Raw genomic sequence first — 17246 nt, 5'->3', positions numbered from 1 at the left:
GCACAGTCCGGCCCAACGGGTTACCGGACGTCGCACCGCAGGGTGGCCCCCGACGTCCCCGGGTCCACGCCCAGCACGAGCCGTCGGCCGATGGCCCGGACCTCGATGCCCGGGTCGGCCGAGACGACCTCGCGCACCGGCCGGTCCCAGACCACTTCGAACGGCGCGCCGCTCCGGTCGGGTCCGCTGACCCGGACGGCCGTCGTGCTCCGGCCCTCCCGTACGAGAACACTGGCCGGCCCGGTGGAGGAGAGCCGTCCGGCGGTGCCCGGCTGCCAGAAATTGGCGGCGGTCAGCCCGAGCGAGCGCACGGCGACGGCCTGGGCGGCGGCGGTGTTGGCGAGCACCGTCAGCCAGTGTTTGTCGGCCGCGCGGGCGGCGACGGTGCGCGGGGAGGCGCCGGGCATCAGGAGGTAGAGGTACGCGGCATCGACCGGGTCGGTGCCGTGGTCGAGCCAGAGCGTCTGCCAGTGGCGGGTCTGCTGCTCGGTGGAGCTGGTGGTGTTGATGTCGGACCAGGCACCGGTCCTGGCCTCGCGCAGGGTGTGCAGGGCGGCGCCACCGGGCAGCACCCAGCCGCCGTGCCCCTCCAGATGGGCCCAGCGGGGGCGTTCGCGGTCGTCGACGGTGAGGGTCTGCCGCGCGTCCGGACCCAGATTGCGGTTGTCGACGACGGTCTCCACGGGGACCCCGTCGGCGGCGGTGATGCCCGCGCCGAGGCAGATGACCGCGTCCGCCGCACAGAACCAGGACTTGCGGGCCTCCAGGGTGGAGCCGAGACCCTTCACATGCTGTCCGACGGCGGCGAACTCGCCGTCGTGCGCCCCGCCGACCCACTGGACGGCCGGGCGGGGTTCGCCCCATTCGCCGCCGGCCCGGTCGGCGAGGTGCTTGGTGGAGACGGTGGTGCCGGGCAGCCGGTACCAGTCGACGGTGGGCCAGAACCAGTCGGTGTACTGGCCGCCGCCGTTCTCGCCCTGCCACCAGTAGAGCATTCCGGCCCCGGTGTGCCAGCCGCGCGGATTCTCGCCGTTGCCGCACTCGTACGCGCTGATCCGCTCCGATGCCATGGAGAGGTTCGCGACCCAGCCGGGGCGGCGGTGCACGGCCCGGTCCATGGCGGCGAACAGGGTGTGGCCGACGGGTTCGGGCGCGGCGGGAACGGGGGCTTCCGCTGCCGCCTGCAGCCGGGACAGGTCGGCGACGCCGAACTGCGGGGCGGCGAGGATCGGGCTGACGGTGTCCCGTTCGATCCAGCCCTTGACCATGCCGTTCCACCGGTCGCGTTCGGCGGCGGACGCGCCGCCCGCGAGCAGCGCGACGGCGGCGATCAGGCCCTGGCCGTGGAAGTGGTCGCTGCGCATGATCCGGCGCTCGTCACTCTTGAGGAGCCCCCGGCTGATGGCGCGGCCGTTGACGCTGTCCATCATCAGGCCGTCGTGGATGAGCGGCGCGTAGGCGTGTTCGACGCTGTCGAGGATGATCTGCCGGCCCGGGTCGGTGACCTCCCAGGTGGATCCGGCCAGCAGCGCGAAGAGCCGGCCGAGGCCGTCGAGCATGACCTGGCCGTACGTGCCCGAGTAGGCGACCCAGGTGTGCTGGACGAACGACCCGTCGGCGTAGAGGCCGTCGCCCCTCGTCACGTACGGGAAGACGGGCGACAGGGCGTCGCGCGCGAGCGCGGTCTTCGCGGCGTCCCGGCCGAGGATGCCGCGCAGGGCTACGGAGCGGCAGAGGTCGACCCGGTTGGCCCCGGTGGAGGTGCCGCTGTAGTCCGTGAGCATGGTGTCGGGGATGAAGTGGTCGACGGCGGCGCAGGCGTCGGCGACGCGTTCCTCGCCCAGATGGGGGCGCAGGACGGCAACGATGTCCATGAGCAGGCGCGGGCTGCCGATCTGCCACTCCCACCAGTTCCCGTACCGGGCCGTGGCCGGGTTGTAGACCGTCGCGGAGAGGTGGTCCAGGCCGCGGAGGATGTCGGCGAGGAGGCCCGCGTCCCCGGTGTGGCCGGTGCCCTGCTGGGCGTACGCCTGGGTCATCGTCCACAGCCGGTTGTAGCTCCAGGTGATGCCGGACGGCGGGTCGAAGGTGTGCCCGGCCCAGAGGGAGTCGGCGGCGGGGGCCATCGTCGAGCGGAATTCCGCGGCGAGTTCACCGGTCTCGGCCAGCTTGGCGGCGTACGGCTCGGTGGCGGGGTCGTATCCGGTACCGAGCGACAGGTCGTTCCAGCGCAGCCGGAGCGTCTCGAACTCGTCCTGCGCCGCGCGTGCCGTCGAGGGGAGCGCCAGACCCAGTGCGGTGGCACTGCCGGTGGCGAGGAAGGCACGGCGGGACCAGGCGGGCAGGAGTGACACGGGGCTACCTCCGGTGGGCAAGTGGTTTAGACCGGACGAGGGTTGGTCTAGCACGCGCTTACTGCGACGGGGAAGGGGGCGGACCGATGCCGGCCCTCCCCCTTCCCCTCATGGAGCCGTTCAGCTTCCGCAGTGGAAGCGGGCGCTGCCCCAGTCGGCGTGGTCGTTGCCGTTGCCGTCGCCGCCGTCACCGGCGATCAGCTCGACGTACTTCGCGCCGGTGACGTCCGCCGTCAGCGACCAGGCGGTGTCGGCGGCCTTGAGGACCGGCGACTTCACCTTCTCCGTACCGTCTGCCTTCACGGAGAACTGCACGCTGCCCGCGCTCTTCTGCACGTCGTCCACGCCCACCTCGGCGGTGAAGGAGGTGCACTTCCCGCCCAGGTAGTAGCGGATGCTCGCCGGTGCGTGGCTGCCGAGACCCTTGGCGTACACCGCGCCGCCGATGGTCAGCGCGGTGCCGTCGCCGGTGCCGGTCTCGCCGTTGGAGAGGTCGCGTTCGACCGGTCCCCAGCCGTTCGTGGCGGCGGTCCAGTCCAGGTCACTGGCCCAGCTGTCCGTGGTGGGCGGCGGCGGCAGGGTCCGCACCGACGTCTGCGCGCCGAGCGTCCGCCGCGCACCGCCGACCGTGTAGGACGCCTCGGAACTCAGGCCGTACGTCTGGTACTTGGCATCCACCGGCGGGGTGACCTGCCAGCTCGCGGTGACCTTCGCACCAGCCGCGACCGAGTCGAAGGTGACGACTCCGGCGGGCTCGGCCTTCCAGCCCTCGGGGAGGGTGAGGCCGACCGAGACGCCGGTGGCCGCGGTGGCCTCGTAGTTGGTGAAGCTCGCCTTCACGGTGTTGGCCGTGCCCGGCTCCAGGGTCTCGGCGGCGGGGTCGAGGGTGAGCGTGCCGCAGGCGGCCTGCTCACCGGCGGGGGCCGCGCCCAGGTCGGTCACGGTGAAGCCGTCGAGGACGAAGTCCGCGCCGTCGGGCGCGTCGCCGCGCTTGCGCAGCCCGGTCCAGGCGTCGCCGCAGCCCGCCGTGACGGTCTCGCTGAAGTGAGCGGTGGTGTGCTGGGCACCGATCGCGGTGGTCCGGGTCTCGACCGAGTCGGGCGCGCCGTCCGCGGTGATCCGGTCGTAGCCGTCGACCCATTCGTAGGCGCCGGCGTGGCTGGACTGGTAGTCGTACTCGACCTTGTAGCGGTGTCCGTCCGTCATCGGGACGGTCCAGGGGGCGGTCCGGTAGACGAGCCCGGTGTTCTCCTCGTGGGCCTTGAGGGACTCCTTGCCGCCGAGCACGTCGTCGACGAGCTTCCCGTTCCAGCCGGCCTGGGTGTACGGGGCGTGCAGCTGGGAGATGCTGGTGCGGGGGTCGGTGGCGCCGCCCGCGTCGCCCTTGAGGAAGGGGCCCCAGCCCTGGTCGACGTCCTCGAAGTCCTCGTGGACGACGGTGTTCTCCTTGGTGGCGGGGGCGTTGGCGACGAGGCGCACGTCATCGGCGCGGACGGTCGCCGCGCTGCCGCCGGCGGCCTCGATCCGCAGGGTGGTGCGCCCGTTGGCCGGTGCGGTGAAGTTCACCTTCGCGCGCTGGAAGTACGTGCCGTGCCAGTCGGACGCGGCGACGTAGTCCTTCGCGGTGGAGCGGTCCACGGCGACGGACTTCCCGCCGGCCGACAGCGTGGTGTGCCGGGTCTTGCCGGGCTGGACCTCGATGAGCGCGGACGCGGTGTAGCGGGCGCCGGGCTTCAGTCCGGCCATGGTCTGGGAGAGCGCCGCCGTGCCGGTGCCGGACAGCTTCGCACTGTTGCGGCCCTGGCCGTCGGTGTCGCGGGCGGCGGTGCCGGTCTTCGACCAGGCGGCCAGCTTGCTGTCGTTGAAGCCGGGGTCGTCGACGAGGGTGCCTTGGCCCCACTTGGCGTCGGCTGCCTTCGGCGCCTTGGCCGGGTAGAGGACGTAGGGCTGCCCGGCCTCCGCCTTCAGCGTGATCTTCCCCTCGACGGGACGGACGGTGCCGGTCTTCACCCGGCCGTTGTCCGTGAGCTCGTAGACCGTGTACGTGCCGGTGGAGGGCACCGCCCAGGTGCTCGTACCGCCGGACTCGCTGTAGTGGTACAGCTTCTTGCCGCCGTCCCACGGCAGCAGGTAGTCGGTGCCGCTGAGGACCTTGCGGCCGTGGTCGTAGAAGGTGCGCTTCCCGTCCTCGACCGTGCCGCTCACCCCGCCGGTGAACGTGATGTCGTTGCCGTCCCAGCGGGTGATCTTCTGCTGCTGGAGGTACTTGGCGGGCAGGTTGCGCTGCCAGACGTTGTCGTAGAAGGAGTTCCAGTCGGTCTCGCCGGTCCAGCCCTCGAACTCGTCGATAGCGGTCTGGCCGAGTACCGGGTCGTTGTTCCAGACGTCCTTCTCACCGTTGCGGATGAACCGGATGATCTGCGAGTTGAGACCCTTGTTGGTGGCGCCGCCGTAGTCGAGGTCGTTGGCCCAGTGCGACCAGAGCGAGCCCCGCTCGAACTTGTCGGCCCATTCGCTGGAGACGTTCCAGCCCTGCGTCTGGAGGGACTGGAGGGTCTTGTCGGCGATCCAGCCGTGCGTGTAGTAGACGTCGATGTACAGCATGCTGAGGTTGCTGTTCGTCTCGTCCCGCAGCTGCTGGAAGCGCTTGGCCAGGTCACCGCTGTTGATGTCGCGGCGCTGGTCGATGTAGTAGCTCTGGTTGAGCCAGTTCCAGCCGGGCTTCGACTTGTCGACGAGGTTCTCGTCGAACGCCTTCGCCTCGGGGTATGCCTCGGTGGCGTTGACGTGGACGCCGAAGGTGGCGCCCCACTTCTTGCCGTCCTTCAGGAGCTCGTTGAGGTCCTTCAGCCCCCCGGCGCGCTTGTTGTAGTTGCCGCCGTAGTCGGGGTGGGCGGAGTCGTGGCCCTCGGAGGCGTACCCCTTGAGCAGCGCGAGCTGGCCGAGGCCGTCCGTGGACAGGGAGATCCGCTTGACGTCGTCGAGCGTGCGCAGGAAGGGGTGGGTGGCCTGGCTGGCGAAGTTGAACGGGATGTGGGTGATCACCCGGTCCGCGGTGTCCTTGCTGCCCGGCGCGACCACGCCGATGGAGCGGAAGGCGACGGCGCCGTCCTGCCAGTCGACGGTCTTGTCGCCGTTGGCGTCGGGCGTGACGACGACCTTCGCCCAGGGCAGGTTCTCCCCGATCGAAGGCTTCGGCGCCCCGTCGCCGCGGTAGGTCCACTGGCCGGACCAGACGCCGACGCGGGTGGAGCCGTCGTCGGCCTTGCGGGCCTGGTGCCAGAAGCGGGCGTCGTCGCCGCCGGTGGCACCGGAGGGCTTGTCGTACGAGGAGTTGGACTCGACGGCGGCCGCGAGCGACCCGGTGTTGACGATCGCGTAGGTGCCACCGACCGGCGCGGCGTCGGCCTTCGTGTCGCCGGTGACCTTCGCGAAGACGTCGGCGGTCTTCGTCGAGTCGGGGTCGAGCTTGGTGAAGGCGGTGGCGGCCCCGGTGTCGGTGCTCGCGACGGAGACGAGGTCGTGGCCGGGGATGTCGATCGTGCCGACCCGGAACGCCTCGGTGTCACGGACGGCCGTCACCTTGAAGGTGGTGGCGCGTCCGGAGATGGAGAGCGTGGCGTCGATCTCGATCCCGGGCAGATCGGCGAAGACGAGCGTGTAGCGGGCGGCCGACGCGGTGATCTCGGGGGCGCCCTTGAGCCGCACCGGGTGGGCCGTGCCGTTGAGCGTGACGGCGGTGACCGGCCGGGTGCTGCCGGACAGCTGGGCCCCGGTGGCGCGGTCGGTGTACGTGAGGACGCGCGGGAAGTCGTCGGCGACGGCGACGGCGAGCTGCGCCGATCCGATGACGGGGGCGTCCGCGGGGACGGCGGATTCGGCCGCGGCGGAGGCGGGGGCGGCGGCTGAGGCGGGCAGGGCGGTCCCGGCCAGAGCCAGGACGGCTGCTGAGGCGGCGGCTGCGGCGCCCACCGAAGTAAATCTTGGCGACATGTGCACTGCGTAGTCGCCGTGTCGTGACACCGTCAACGACGTACGGCTCCGAGGGCCTCTCCAGTCCAACAACCGTGCCGCGTAAGTCCAAGTGCGCGTGCGCAGGTCAGGGCGGCTGCAGCGTTCAGTTCCTGATCACGGAACCTCGAGCCGCTCGCTGACGGTCCCGCCAAATACCGTTCACCTGCGTAGAGTTGTGAAGACTTCTTTCTTCTGAGAGCGCTCTCAGTCACAAGTCTTGACGGCTGTCCCGACCGTCGCAAGAGTGGTGCGCACCGCGGACGCCCCCGTTCCACACTCCCCGCATCACGACCCCGTCCGCGGCCCCCCACACACCCGGAGTCGCCTGATGATTTCGCGCAGAATGTTCCTCTCCGGCGGCGTCGCCGCCTCCGCGACCGCGCTCTCCTACCCCCTCTGGGGAAGCGCGCTGAGTCCGAACGCCTCGGCGTCCGCCGCGACCTGCGAACTGGCCCTGGAGAACCGCTCGCTGCCCGGCCGGGTCAACGCCTACGTCACCGGTCATGAGCAGGGAACGGACCGCTGGGTGCTGCTGCGGCCGGACGGCAGCGTCTACCGCCCCGACTCCCCCGCCGCGCCGCAGACCCCCCTCCCGGTCGACTGCGCCATCCCGCTGAACGCCGCGGGCGGCGCCCCGGTCGTCCTGACGCTGCCACAGATGTACGGCGCCCGGGTCTACTTCGTCCGCGACGACACCCTGGACTTCTACCTCAACCCGGGCCCGGCCCTGGTCGAGCCGGCCTTCGCCACGTCCACGGACGCGAACTACGGGCGCACCTGGTCGTTCTGCGAGTTCACCTTCAACCCGCAGCAGCTGTACGCGAACATCAGCTACGTCGACCTGGTGACGGCACTGCCCATCGGCCTGAAGCTGGAGGGCGACGCCACCCACACGGTGGCCCCGCTGCCCGACGGCGCCGTGCAGCGGATCGCCGACGGCCTCACCGCCCAGGCCGCCGCAGACGGTCAGCCGTGGGACCAGTTGGTGACGCGCGGCTCGGACGGCAGCGTGCTGCGGGTCATCTCCCCGCAGAACCTGATGGCCCCGTTCTTCGACCGGCCGGACCAGATGCCGTTCCGCGACCTGTTCACCGCGCAGATCGACGAGGTCTGGGAGAAGTACCGCTCGACCGACCTGCGGATCGACCTCCAGGGCGGACGCGGTGTCTTCACCGGGCGGGTCAGCGGCGACACCCTGACGTTCAACGGCGGGCACACCTTCACCAAGCCCGTCTCCAAGGACATCTTCACCTGCAACCACGGACCGTTCACCAACAACCCGGCGGACTCCGACGACAAGAAGGGCCTGCTGGCCCGACTCGCGGCCGGCTTCAACCGCTCCATCATGCTCAGCCACCCCGACCAGCCCAACGGCACCACGGTGGCCGACTACTACCAGGGCGCGGTGACCAACCACTGGTCGCGCATCGTCCACGCCAACAGCCCGATCGGCTACGCCTTCCCCTACGACGACGTACGCCCCGAAGGCGAGCCCGACGTCTCGGGCGCCGCCAACGACGGCAACCCGAGGCGCTTCACGGTGGCCGTGGGGTCCTGAGTCCGTTCGGACATGCGTGTGCCCCCGTCCTGGGTTCCAGGACGGGGGCACGACGACGCCGCACCCATGCGCCGCGGGCGCGGGCCGGATCAGGCCGGGGAACCCACTGCGAGCTCCTGCCGTGCCCTTGCCGCGGCGCCGACCGGTACGGCGTCGGCGCCCAGGCCGGACCTGACCAGCCGGACGGGGTGACCGCTCACCGGCGGTTCGGCGGCCGGCGACGCGACGACGACCGGGCTCAGCAGCGACCAGGCGTGGCTGACCCCGCCGCCCACGTCCACCGTCGTGATGTCGACGACGCCCGCAGTCATCACGATCGCCCGTGCGATGCCGGCACCGGCGGCCCGGTACACCGCGAGGGCGTCCTCGTCACCGCGCTCCGCCGCCCCCGCGACCTCGCGGGCGGTCAGCCGCCGGCCGGTGCGCTCCGTGTAGCGGGCGCCGATGGAGCGGCCGGAGGTTGATTCCGATGATCCGCGCAGCTTCTCGCGTGCTGTAGCCCTGCTCCATGAGCTGGAAGTATGCAGCCCGCTCTCGGACCAGCCTCTTCCCGCTCGGCTTACTCCGGCCCTCCCGGATCTCGAAGTCCATCGCACCCCTTCATCCGGGGTGTTGCAACGACCACTAGAACTGAAGGGACGGGCGGGGAGGCCGTCACGCATGGGCGCGAAAGCGGTCAGCAGCCGCCGCAGTTGTAGAACGTCACGTCCCAGTGGTTGCCCTCGTCCGCGTAGACGTTGCCGGAGCCCGACTTGTACTGGGGCGCGCCGTCGCCGCGCAGACCGATGTAACTGAACACTCCGTGGACGTAGTTGGTGAGACAGGTCGTCTTGCCGAAGTCGAGCTTGTAGCCGTTCCAGTGCGAGTACGTACCACTGGCGTGCCCGGTCTCGGTGCCGCCGGTGATGTTGAGCGCGCAGCCCGTGGCGCTCTTGAGGGTCTGGGCGCCCTGGGCGGTCGCCAGGTTGAGCTGGTCGAACGAGGTGCAGGTGGAGACGTTGCGGTTGGAGCAGCCACCGGAGGACGACCATGTGACGCCCGACGAGCTGAACCTGGAGGTCGCCTGGCTGTGGGTGAGCTTGGTGACGGCGTAGGCGTCCGTCGTACCGGCGACGACGCCGATTCCGGGGGCGAAGAGGACGCCGAGGACGAGGGCGAGAGCGGTCAGGACGGGGCGCAGCGTCATACGGGACACCATGGGGGAACTCCTCCTGTGCATGACAATGGGGCATGGAGGATATTGCCCGAGTTCTACGCGCGTCCGCCAGAGGGCCTGCGGCGCCGGTCGCGCACATACACCCCCTCCCCGAGCCGCCACCCCGCCCCCTTCCGTAACAGTCGGGGTCGCAGATGTTGAACTTTGAACAAAATGGGTCTACAGTAAATCTCGTTGAAGGTTAAACAACTACTTCGAGCCCCGCTCGATCACGTCCCCGAGGAGGAGCCATGGCTCTGTTCAACCGCAAGAACAACGACGCCCCCGCCACCACCGTCGCCGTCGACCCGGCCCTGGCCGCCCTCACCGGCGACTACGCGATCGACCCGGCCCACAGCAGCATCGGCTTCACCGTCCGTCACGCGATGGTCACCAATGTGCGCGGCTCCTTCGGTGAGCACGAGGGCAGCCTGAAGCTGGACGGCAGCAACCCGGCCAACTCCGCAGCCTCGATCGACGTCAAGATCGCCAGCGTGGACACCGGCATCGCCGACCGCGACGGCCACCTCGTCAGCGGCGACTTCTTCGATGCCGAGAAGTTCCCCCTCATGACCTTCCGCTCGACGGCCGCGGAGCAGCTCGGCGGCGACACGTACCGCGTCACCGGTGACCTCACGATCAAGGACGTCACCCGCCCGCTCGCCATCGACCTGGAGTTCAACGGCTCCGCGACGGACGTGTACGGCAACGAGCGCGTCGGCTTCGAGGGCAGCGCGGACATCCTGCGCTCCGACTGGGGCCTGACGTGGAACGCGGCGCTGGAGACCGGCGGCGTGATGGTCAGCGACAAGGTCAAGCTGAACTTCGACATCTCCGCGATCAAGGCTGCCGCACCGCAGGCCTGACCCCCCCGGGACACCCCGCACCGAGCGCGCCCGCCTTCCACCCCCTGCGGGGAGGACGGCGGGCGCTCGGCGTTTCCGCCTTGCGACCCTGCTCGTTAATGTAGTACTTCTTATACATGAGCGAGCAGGTGCACAACAGGTTGGCGATGGTGCGCGCGGAACGCAAGGTGTCGCGACAGGCGCTGGCCGAGGCGGTCGGCGTCCACTACCAGACCATCGGCTACATCGAGCGCGGGCAGTACAACCCGAGCCTCGACCTGGCTCTGCGCATCGCCGAGTTCTTCGAACTGCCGGTGGAGGCACTGTTCTCCCTCCGGCCGTTCCGCCCGCTCACGGACGAGGTCTACGGGAGGAAGCAATGACCAGCACAGACATGTCGGCCCCCACACGCCACGACCGGCGCATGTTCGCCGTCATGAACGACCGCCGGGCGAGCGCGCTGTACGCGACGGCCGCGCGCCGCCGCACAGCCGTCGCGGCCCACGTGACGCTCACGGCGGCCGGTCTGGCCACGGGCATCGGCGCGTACGCGAGCGACCAGCGCTGGCCCGCCTTCGCCCTGCTCGCCATGGTCCTCCCGTGGTGCGTGGCCACCGGCGCGATCAACGGCGCCACCCGCGGCCTGCTCGAACTGCGAACGCCCGTCCTGGACGAGCGCCAGGTGGCGGAGCGGGACCGAGTGCGAGCCCGGGCCCACCGCCTCACCACGCTGCTCCTCGCGATCGCCCTCGGCGTCGTCGCCGGCGGGGACTGGACCGGGCGGGCCGAGGCGGAAACCCTGCTCCTCCCCGTCCTGGCCACGGTGTTCGTCGCGCACTGGCTGATGCCGCTGTGGGTGGCGGGGCTGACGGTCCGGGACGAGGCGGAGCCGGAGGAGGAACTGTTCTGACCGCCGGCCTCCGGAGGCTCACGCCGGCCGGCCCGGAGCTACGCTCGGCCCTCGGGCGCCCGCGAAGGTACATCGGACAAGTGGTCGAGTTCGCTGCCGATCGCTTCCCGCAGAACGTCGTGCTGCGGACCGAGCCTGAACTGCTCGTCGCTCCACCGTGCACGCGGATAGAGCCACACCGGAGCACCCACCGCGTCGGCCGGCTCCCACGCGAACCGCGGCCACACATGCGCGTGCAGGAACGGGTCCGTGTTCCCCAGGATCTCCAGATTCACCCGCCGGAATGCCGGATCCAGCCGCCGACAGGCCCGCTCAACCGCTTCACCGAGCCGGTCCATGTCGGCCAGGAACGACAGCCGCTTCGCCTTCGGCAGGTCGGACAGGCGCTGCACATCCGGTTGGTCCACGAGAAGAACCGAGTATCCCGGCAGGAACTGAACGTCCCCGATCACCGCGAATCCCGACGTCAACCGCCGCAGGACGGTGGGGTTCTCGCCCCTCAGAGCAGTTCCGATCCGGTCCATCCGCCATTCCTCGGTCATGGCGAGAACCTACATGCCGGAGATCGAAGACCGCTTCTCGCTCCCCGCCCTCCTCCCAAGGGTCGATCGTGAAGAACACGGCCTCGCCGAGGCCTTGAGTCGAAGTGACGTACGGTCCGTGCGCGGAGGGCGGGCAGCGTCCGTGGGGTGGGACTCCCGCGCTGACGTGCCGGGTATGCGGGAACCGGGACAACACCAGCGTCTGGTACGACGGGGCTCACCGGATCCATCAGCTGAGCAGGGAGAGTGCGGGGTCAGTCTCGCGGTGCGGCGTGCCGACGTGCCCGAACCGCTGTTGGCGGCTGACCACGCCCGGCAGTGGAAGGAGCTCCTGAGGCTGCGCAACGAATCCCCTCGCAGCTACCCGCGCTGCGTTTCGACTGAGAGACCGGGTACCTCAGCCCATCGGCCGGCCGAACAACCGTCAGTCAGAGGCACGTTGCCAAGCGGACCAGGTCGGCGACCGCCCGCACGCGGCTCTGTGACGGCCAACCGATCACCGTCGTCACAGGTGGAGCATCCGGAACCGGCACCGCGACAAGATCACGGCGCAGGTCCGTGCCGGCGGACTCGGGCAGGATCACCGTGGTGTGCCCCAGCGCGATCAGCTGGAAGAGCTGGGTCAGGTTCCGTACCTCGACCCCTGGTCCCTCCGGATAGCTGCCACCGGGACCGGGCCAGCGAGCCATCGGAAGTTCCGCCAATGCGGAGACCTCGGCCACCCGGACTCGAGACCGGCCGACGAGCGGGTGAGAGGCGGGCAGGATCGCCACCTGGCCCTCGGTGTACAGGGTTTCGGTGTCGAGTCCGGCCGTCGAGTCGAACGGCAGGTGCAGCAGAGCCACGTCGGCCTGCCCGCACATCAGCAATTCCTGTGGTTGATGCGCCTCGCAGAGCATCAGATCGACGGTGGCCGCGCCGGGATCCAAGCGGTAGGCATCGAGCAGCTTGGCCAGGAACTCGCCCCCGGTACCGGATTTCACGGCGAGGACGAGACGCGGACGCTGTTGCGCGGCCTGCTGGGTACGCCGCTCGGCCGCGGCCACCGCACCGAGGATGGTGCGCGCCTCGGACAGCAGCACGGATCCGGACTCGGTGAGCGTGACCTTGCGGCTGGTGCGCTCCAGCAGCGTGACTCCGAGCCGGCGTTCGAGCCGGGCGATCGCGCGGGACAGCGGCGGCTGGGATATCTCCAGGCGCTGCGCAGCCCTGCCGAAGTGCAGTTCTTCGGCGAGGGCAACGAAGTACCGCAATTCGCGTAGCTCCATAACTGCACAGTACGCAGACGAACGGACGATCGATGCCGTTCGGGTATCGGTGCACCACCGAGATGGTGTTGGTGTCCGGTCGCCGCGCAGCCATGCTCGACGTCATGAGCGAGAAGACAATCGCGCTGGTCACCGGCGCGAACAAGGGAATCGGCTACGAGATCGCGGCCGGGCTCGGCGCACTGGGCTGGAGCGTCGGTGTCGGCGCCCGGGACGAGCGGCGCAGGACGGACGCCGTGGCGAAACTGCGCGCGTCAGGTGCCGACGCGTTCGGCGTGCCCCTGGACGTGACCGACGACGAGAGCGTGGCCGCTGCGGCACAGCTGCTCGATGAGCGAGCCGGACGCCTCGACGTGCTGATCAACAACGCCGGCGTCGCGAGCGGTGGGCGGCCGGAAGAGCCCACCACCATGGACCTGGAGACTGTGCGGCGGCTGGTGGAGACGAACGTCATCGGCGTCATCCGGGTCACCAACGCGATGCTGCCGCTGCTGCGCGACTCGGCGCACCCGCGGATCGTCAACCAGTCCAGCCACGTCGGCTCGCTGGCCCTGCAGACCACGCCCGGCGTCGACCTCGGAGGCGTCAGCGGGGCGTACGCGCCGACGAAGACCTACCTCAACGCCGTCACCATCCAGTACGCCAAGGAGCTGAGCGGCACCGGCATCCTGATCAACAACGCCTGCCCCGGCTACGTGGCCACCGGCCTCAACGCGTTCAGCGGGACTCAGCCCCCTGAGCAGGGCGCGGCGATCGCCATCCGGTTGGCTGCCCTGCCCGACGACGGTCCCACTGGTCAGCAGTTCGACGACAACGGCGTCGTACCGTGGTGACCTTCTGAGGTGTTCCCGCTGGGGCCGGGAGTCAGCCCATGCTCTTGGCGCCGTCGATCGACTCCCGGATGATGTCGGCGTGACCGGCGTGCTGCGCGGTCTCGGTCATGATGTGCATCAGCACCCGGCGCGCCGACCAGTGCGCGGTGCCCTCGAACCACGGAGCCTTCGGCAGCGGCTGGGTGGCGTTCAGGTCGGGCAGGGTGGCGATCAGTTCGTCGGTCAGACGGGCGGCCTCGGCGTAGTCGTCCAGCACACCGGCCAGCGTCTCGCCGGGCAGCATCCGCATCTGACCGGCCCGCTGGGCCCAGTCGGCGTCGGTCATCGCGGTGAAGTCGAGCATGGACGACGGGCCGTTCACGATGAAGCCGGCCCAGCTCCGTTCGGCGCCGGTGACGTGCTTGATGAGACCCCCCAGACACAACTCGCTCACTGTGGAGCGCAACCCGGCCTGCTCGTCGGTGAGGTCACGGGTGGTGAAGCGGAGGAAGTGCCGGTGCTTGGCGAGCATTTCCAGCAGATCGGCGCGCTCGCCGGTGAGGGCCGGGGCATCGGCGACGTCCTGGGTGGTGGTCTCGCTGACGGTCATGATCTCTGCCTCCTGTTGTTCCTGATCAGCCGGTCAAGGAACACGTTAGAAGGCCTATAGGTCAGTACGTGACCTGAACGACGCCCTACCCCATGGTCGGTCACAACGGCCACGCCGTCCACGGCGCGGCCTTCCGTGGTGGAGGTGTCGATGCCCTGCTCGGCGTGCGGAGTGACCCGGCCCCGGCCCTCTCCGGCGGGAAGCACACGCGAACGACCAGGGCTCCCCACTCACTCTCATCGGCGTCACCGCGAAGTCCAACAGGTCCAAAGCCGACGAGGACTCGACGCAGTGGATGCCCAAGCTCCAGAACCTGGCCACCGAGTGCCCGACCACCATGGTCGTCCACGAACCCGCTCCGTAAGCGGACCAGGCCCGCACGAGAAGAGGCCGGCCGTGTGATCGTCGCCGATCAGCGCAGGGCCGCACCCCGGCCCCGGGGACGGTGTGCCAGTCGTAACAGAGGTAGACGCCGGTGGACCAGGCCGCGCCGAAGACGGGTGAGGCGGCTTTGACGCGGGCCTCGTCCCTGTCGAGATGTTCGAAGCCGGGGCGCAGGCTGGAGTCCGCGCAGGTGATCGCGGTCTGGGCGGGGATGCTGCTGTCGTGCGGGGTCGCCGCGCGGTCGGCGGAGCCGATGTCGTCCGCCCCCTCGCTCAGCGGACGGCCGTCGTTGGCGCGCTCCGCGGACGCCATCCAGTTGACGGCGGTTCTACCCCGGCCTGACGGCTCCGGGAAGCCCGCGGGGCCGTGCCGACGCGGCCGTGCTGGACAGCCGGCCGGCCTGCACCTGGAACGGCGTCATTGAGCCGGGATCGGCTGGGTGAGGTTCACCGGGTTGCCGTCGGGGTCCTGGATGTGGGCGACGCGCTGCCCCCACGGCATGTCGTTGGGGCGGCCGCGGACCGAGCCGCCCAGCGCCGTCACCCGGCCGAGCGTCTCGTCGACGTCGTCGACACCGATGCTGAGCAGGATCCGCGGTGCTGCCCCGGTCCCCGGGTCCGTCTTGGCCACCAGGCCGAGGTCGGTGTCGCCGATGCGCAAGCCGAGGTAGAAGGCCGGGCCTTCCGCCGGTACCCGGAAGATCTCCTCGGCGCCGAACAACTTCGTATAGAAGCCGAGCAGGACGTCCTGGTCGGCAGTGATGATCACTGGCTGGATCGTGGACATGGCACTCCTGTCGAGAACGGTCGTGTCGCTGGGTAGACCGTTCGACGACGGTGAACTCATCGGCACAACCGCCCTGCCAGGCGATCTACGCCCCGGACCGCCGCCCGCGACCAGTAGGAGCAGCCGGAAACGCGGCCGCACCACCCTGCTGACCAGCCACTTCAAGATGGCGCAGCCTCTTTGTCCAAGACGAACGCGAACAAGGCGACGCTTGGCACGGGGTGGGCTCTGAGGGCCCTCAAACCACCGCACCCCCGCCGGTCAGCGCCGGCGGACCTTCAGCGCGTTGTCCGTACGGGTGGTGGGGTTCCCGTCCGGGTCGTTCTGAATGCGCTCGTGCTCCGCGCTGACCAGCACGTCCCATTCCCCCTCGGGAAGTTCGAGGGAGGCGAGCACCTCGACCGTGGTCGGGAGCTCCATGTCCGCATGGTTGTGCTCCCAGGCCGGGAAGCCGGCGTGGCCGACGATCAGGAGCACGCCCCCGGGGGCAACCGCGGCGGCGGCACGGCGCAGGATCTGCTCGCGCGGCAGGTCGCCCATGGAGTGCAGGAACTGCGCGGAGACCAGGTCGTACTCCCCCTCGGGGAAGGACACCCCGAGGTCGTGGAACTGCCAGTCGACACGGTCGGCGACCCCCGCCTCGGCCGCGTGCTCGGCGGCCCGGTCCAGGGCGACGCGCGAGATGTCGGTGGCGGTGACCTGCCAGCCCCACCGGGCGAGCCACACCGCGTCGGCCCCCTCACCGCACCCGAGGTCCAGAGCGCGCCCGGGGCTCAGGTCCTCCACCTCGCGGACGAGGGCGGTGTTGGGGTTGCCGCTCCAGATCCGGTGACTCTCGCGGTAGCGCTCGTCCCAGAGTTCGGCATCGGAGGCGGCGGCGCTGTCGTTGGTCATCGTGTCTCCTGCAGTCCGTGCCGGCGGTTTCCGAGGGTCTTCTCGCAGACCTGGCGCTCGGCCTCCGCCGAGAAGGGGGCGCGGCGGGCCTCGACCGCGCGGCGGGTGTCCTCGGCGACGAGGTCGGCGTTGATGGCGGAGCCCGCCTTCAGGCCCGCCGCGGCGGAGCCGATGACCTGTTCCATCAGACTGGCGACGTTACCGGCCACCCACACACCCGGCACCTCCGTCGCCCCCATCGGGTCGGCCGCGATGTATGTGCCGAGGGTGTGACCGCCCATCTCCAGCGGCGTGGCGTGCAGACCGAGCCCGTCGAGCACCCCGGAGCGCGCCGTGAACCGCGGCTGGACCACGACGGCCTCGCGCGGGACGACCCGGCCACCGGCCAGCCGCACCCCGGTCAGACGGTCGCCGCTCGCCTCCAGCCCGGCCACCTCCCCGTCCACCACGGCGATGCCCCGCGCCGCCAGCTGCTCGTACTCCTCGTCGCCCGGCTCGGGCGCGTTGTGGAGGAACAGGGTGACGTCGGCGCTCCACTGCCGCCAGAGCAGCGCCTGGTGCACAGCCATCGGCGTCAGCGCCACGATGCCGATCGCCGCGTCCCGGACCTCCCAGCCGTGGCAGTACGGGCAGTGCAACACGTCCTGCCCCCAGCGCTCGGCCAGGCCGGGGATCGGCGGCAGCTCGTCGACGAGCCCCGTGGTGACGAGGAGGCGACGCGCCGTGACAGCGGTCCCGTCCCCCTGCACGACCCGGAATCCGGCCCCGCCCGGCAGCTTCTCAGCCGCAGTGACCTCGCCCTCGACGATGTCGACCCCGTACTGGGCCACCTCCTTGCGGCCGATGGCCGCCAGCTCCGAGGGCGGGGTGCCCTCGCGGCCGAGGTAGTTGTGCACGTGGGACGCGGGTGCGTTGCGCGGGCTGCCCGCGTCGATCACCAGCACCGAACGCCGGGCCCGCCCCAGGGACAGCGCCCCGCTCAGGCCGGCGGCCCCGCCACCGATCACCACCACGTCGTACGTCTGCGTCATGTCGCTCATGCGAAACACCTCCATCTGGGGAAGATGGTGCGCG

The 17246-nt window shown here is 70.4% G+C and carries 14 protein-coding genes and 1 pseudogene; 5 read left to right on the top strand and 10 right to left on the bottom strand.

Annotated elements, in window-relative coordinates; all coding sequences use genetic code 11:
- Positions 1–20: 20 nt before the first annotated feature.
- Entirely contained in the window at positions 21–2354 is a 2334-nt protein-coding gene (locus tag ACIBJG_RS17455; protein WP_399308396.1) for a polysaccharide lyase 8 family protein, read from the bottom strand.
- 120 nt (positions 2355–2474) lie between these two features.
- Positions 2475–6347 (bottom strand): endo-alpha-N-acetylgalactosaminidase family protein, encoded by a 3873-nt coding sequence (locus ACIBJG_RS17450; RefSeq protein WP_399308395.1) that lies wholly within the window; start codon positions 6345–6347, stop codon positions 2475–2477.
- A 349-nt stretch (positions 6348–6696) separates the two neighbouring features.
- Here ACIBJG_RS17450 and ACIBJG_RS17445 point away from each other — a divergent pair, with 349 nt between their 5' ends.
- Positions 6697–7926 (top strand): glycoside hydrolase family 64 protein, encoded by a 1230-nt coding sequence (locus tag ACIBJG_RS17445; protein WP_399308394.1) that lies wholly within the window; start codon positions 6697–6699, stop codon positions 7924–7926.
- 89 nt (positions 7927–8015) lie between these two features.
- Here the strand turns inward: ACIBJG_RS17445 and ACIBJG_RS17440 are convergent.
- Positions 8016–8387, bottom strand: a pseudogene (locus ACIBJG_RS17440) (ROK family protein); the annotation flags it as partial.
- Positions 8388–8602: 215 nt separating this feature from the next.
- Positions 8603–9124: a hypothetical protein gene (locus ACIBJG_RS17435; RefSeq protein ID WP_399308393.1), complete on the bottom strand. Its 522-nt coding sequence runs from the start codon at positions 9122–9124 to the stop codon at positions 8603–8605.
- 248 nt (positions 9125–9372) lie between these two features.
- Here ACIBJG_RS17435 and ACIBJG_RS17430 point away from each other — a divergent pair, with 248 nt between their 5' ends.
- The 3 genes from ACIBJG_RS17430 to ACIBJG_RS17420 all read left to right on the top strand — a co-directional run bounded on the left by ACIBJG_RS17430 (position 9373) and on the right by ACIBJG_RS17420 (position 10876).
- Positions 9373–9987 (top strand): YceI family protein, encoded by a 615-nt coding sequence (locus ACIBJG_RS17430; protein WP_399308392.1) that lies wholly within the window; start codon positions 9373–9375, stop codon positions 9985–9987.
- A 116-nt stretch (positions 9988–10103) separates the two neighbouring features.
- Complete coding sequence (locus ACIBJG_RS17425) at positions 10104–10349, top strand: helix-turn-helix transcriptional regulator (RefSeq protein WP_399308391.1); 246 nt, start codon at positions 10104–10106, stop codon at positions 10347–10349.
- On the top strand, positions 10346–10876 hold the full coding sequence (locus tag ACIBJG_RS17420; RefSeq protein ID WP_399308390.1) for a hypothetical protein: 531 nt from the start codon (positions 10346–10348) through the stop codon (positions 10874–10876). The genes ACIBJG_RS17425 and ACIBJG_RS17420 overlap by 4 nt, the downstream gene beginning before the upstream one ends.
- Positions 10877–10914: 38 nt before the next feature.
- Here ACIBJG_RS17420 and ACIBJG_RS17415 read toward each other — a convergent pair whose 3' ends face one another.
- Together ACIBJG_RS17415 and ACIBJG_RS17410 are read right to left on the bottom strand one after the other, a co-directional pair.
- A complete protein-coding gene (locus ACIBJG_RS17415; RefSeq protein ID WP_399308389.1) occupies positions 10915–11418 on the bottom strand; it encodes a diadenosine tetraphosphate hydrolase in 504 nt (167 codons plus the stop codon).
- 428 nt (positions 11419–11846) lie between these two features.
- Complete coding sequence (locus tag ACIBJG_RS17410) at positions 11847–12686, bottom strand: LysR family transcriptional regulator (RefSeq protein WP_399308388.1); 840 nt, start codon at positions 12684–12686, stop codon at positions 11847–11849.
- Positions 12687–12778: 92 nt separating this feature from the next.
- On the opposite strand from ACIBJG_RS17410, the gene ACIBJG_RS17405 reads away from it, so the two are divergent.
- Positions 12779–13519: an SDR family NAD(P)-dependent oxidoreductase gene (locus ACIBJG_RS17405; protein WP_399308554.1), complete on the top strand. Its 741-nt coding sequence runs from the start codon at positions 12779–12781 to the stop codon at positions 13517–13519.
- Positions 13520–13550: 31 nt separating this feature from the next.
- Here ACIBJG_RS17405 and ACIBJG_RS17400 read toward each other — a convergent pair whose 3' ends face one another.
- From ACIBJG_RS17400 to ACIBJG_RS17385, 4 genes are all read right to left on the bottom strand, one after another.
- Positions 13551–14108 (bottom strand): DinB family protein, encoded by a 558-nt coding sequence (locus tag ACIBJG_RS17400; RefSeq protein ID WP_399308387.1) that lies wholly within the window; start codon positions 14106–14108, stop codon positions 13551–13553.
- 801 nt (positions 14109–14909) lie between these two features.
- Entirely contained in the window at positions 14910–15278 is a 369-nt protein-coding gene (locus tag ACIBJG_RS17395; protein ID WP_399308386.1) for a VOC family protein, read from the bottom strand.
- Positions 15279–15539: 261 nt separating this feature from the next.
- Positions 15540–16172 (bottom strand): SAM-dependent methyltransferase, encoded by a 633-nt coding sequence (locus ACIBJG_RS17390; RefSeq protein ID WP_399308385.1) that lies wholly within the window; start codon positions 16170–16172, stop codon positions 15540–15542.
- Entirely contained in the window at positions 16169–17212 is a 1044-nt protein-coding gene (locus tag ACIBJG_RS17385; protein ID WP_399308384.1) for an NAD(P)/FAD-dependent oxidoreductase, read from the bottom strand. Before ACIBJG_RS17385 ends, ACIBJG_RS17390 begins: the two co-directional genes overlap by 4 nt.
- Between the last annotated feature and the right edge of the window lie 34 nt (positions 17213–17246).

This window comes from Streptomyces sp. NPDC050422, from assembly GCF_044458665.1.
In the GTDB taxonomy this organism is placed as follows: domain Bacteria; phylum Actinomycetota; class Actinomycetes; order Streptomycetales; family Streptomycetaceae; genus Streptomyces.
This window is presented reverse-complemented; position numbering and strand designations above follow the sequence as displayed.

What these genes read in the sequence shown, in the direction of transcription:
- ACIBJG_RS17400 (WP_399308387.1), bottom strand. Translation starts at nt 14,108, where the DNA reads ATGACCGTCAGCGAGACCACCACCCAGGACGTCGCCGATGCCCCGGCC.
- ACIBJG_RS17425 (WP_399308391.1), top strand. Translation starts at nt 10,104, where the DNA reads ATGAGCGAGCAGGTGCACAACAGGTTGGCGATGGTGCGCGCGGAACGC.
- ACIBJG_RS17385 (WP_399308384.1), bottom strand. Translation starts at nt 17,212, where the DNA reads ATGAGCGACATGACGCAGACGTACGACGTGGTGGTGATCGGTGGCGGG.
- ACIBJG_RS17450 (WP_399308395.1), bottom strand. Translation starts at nt 6,347, where the DNA reads ATGTCGCCAAGATTTACTTCGGTGGGCGCCGCAGCCGCCGCCTCAGCA.
- ACIBJG_RS17415 (WP_399308389.1), bottom strand. Translation starts at nt 11,418, where the DNA reads ATGACCGAGGAATGGCGGATGGACCGGATCGGAACTGCTCTGAGGGGC.
- ACIBJG_RS17435 (WP_399308393.1), bottom strand. Translation starts at nt 9,124, where the DNA reads ATGGTGTCCCGTATGACGCTGCGCCCCGTCCTGACCGCTCTCGCCCTC.
- ACIBJG_RS17410 (WP_399308388.1), bottom strand. Translation starts at nt 12,686, where the DNA reads ATGGAGCTACGCGAATTGCGGTACTTCGTTGCCCTCGCCGAAGAACTG.
- ACIBJG_RS17420 (WP_399308390.1), top strand. Translation starts at nt 10,346, where the DNA reads ATGACCAGCACAGACATGTCGGCCCCCACACGCCACGACCGGCGCATG.
- ACIBJG_RS17445 (WP_399308394.1), top strand. Translation starts at nt 6,697, where the DNA reads ATGATTTCGCGCAGAATGTTCCTCTCCGGCGGCGTCGCCGCCTCCGCG.
- ACIBJG_RS17405 (WP_399308554.1), top strand. Translation starts at nt 12,779, where the DNA reads ATGCTCGACGTCATGAGCGAGAAGACAATCGCGCTGGTCACCGGCGCG.
- ACIBJG_RS17430 (WP_399308392.1), top strand. Translation starts at nt 9,373, where the DNA reads ATGGCTCTGTTCAACCGCAAGAACAACGACGCCCCCGCCACCACCGTC.
- ACIBJG_RS17395 (WP_399308386.1), bottom strand. Translation starts at nt 15,278, where the DNA reads ATGTCCACGATCCAGCCAGTGATCATCACTGCCGACCAGGACGTCCTG.
- ACIBJG_RS17390 (WP_399308385.1), bottom strand. Translation starts at nt 16,172, where the DNA reads ATGACCAACGACAGCGCCGCCGCCTCCGATGCCGAACTCTGGGACGAG.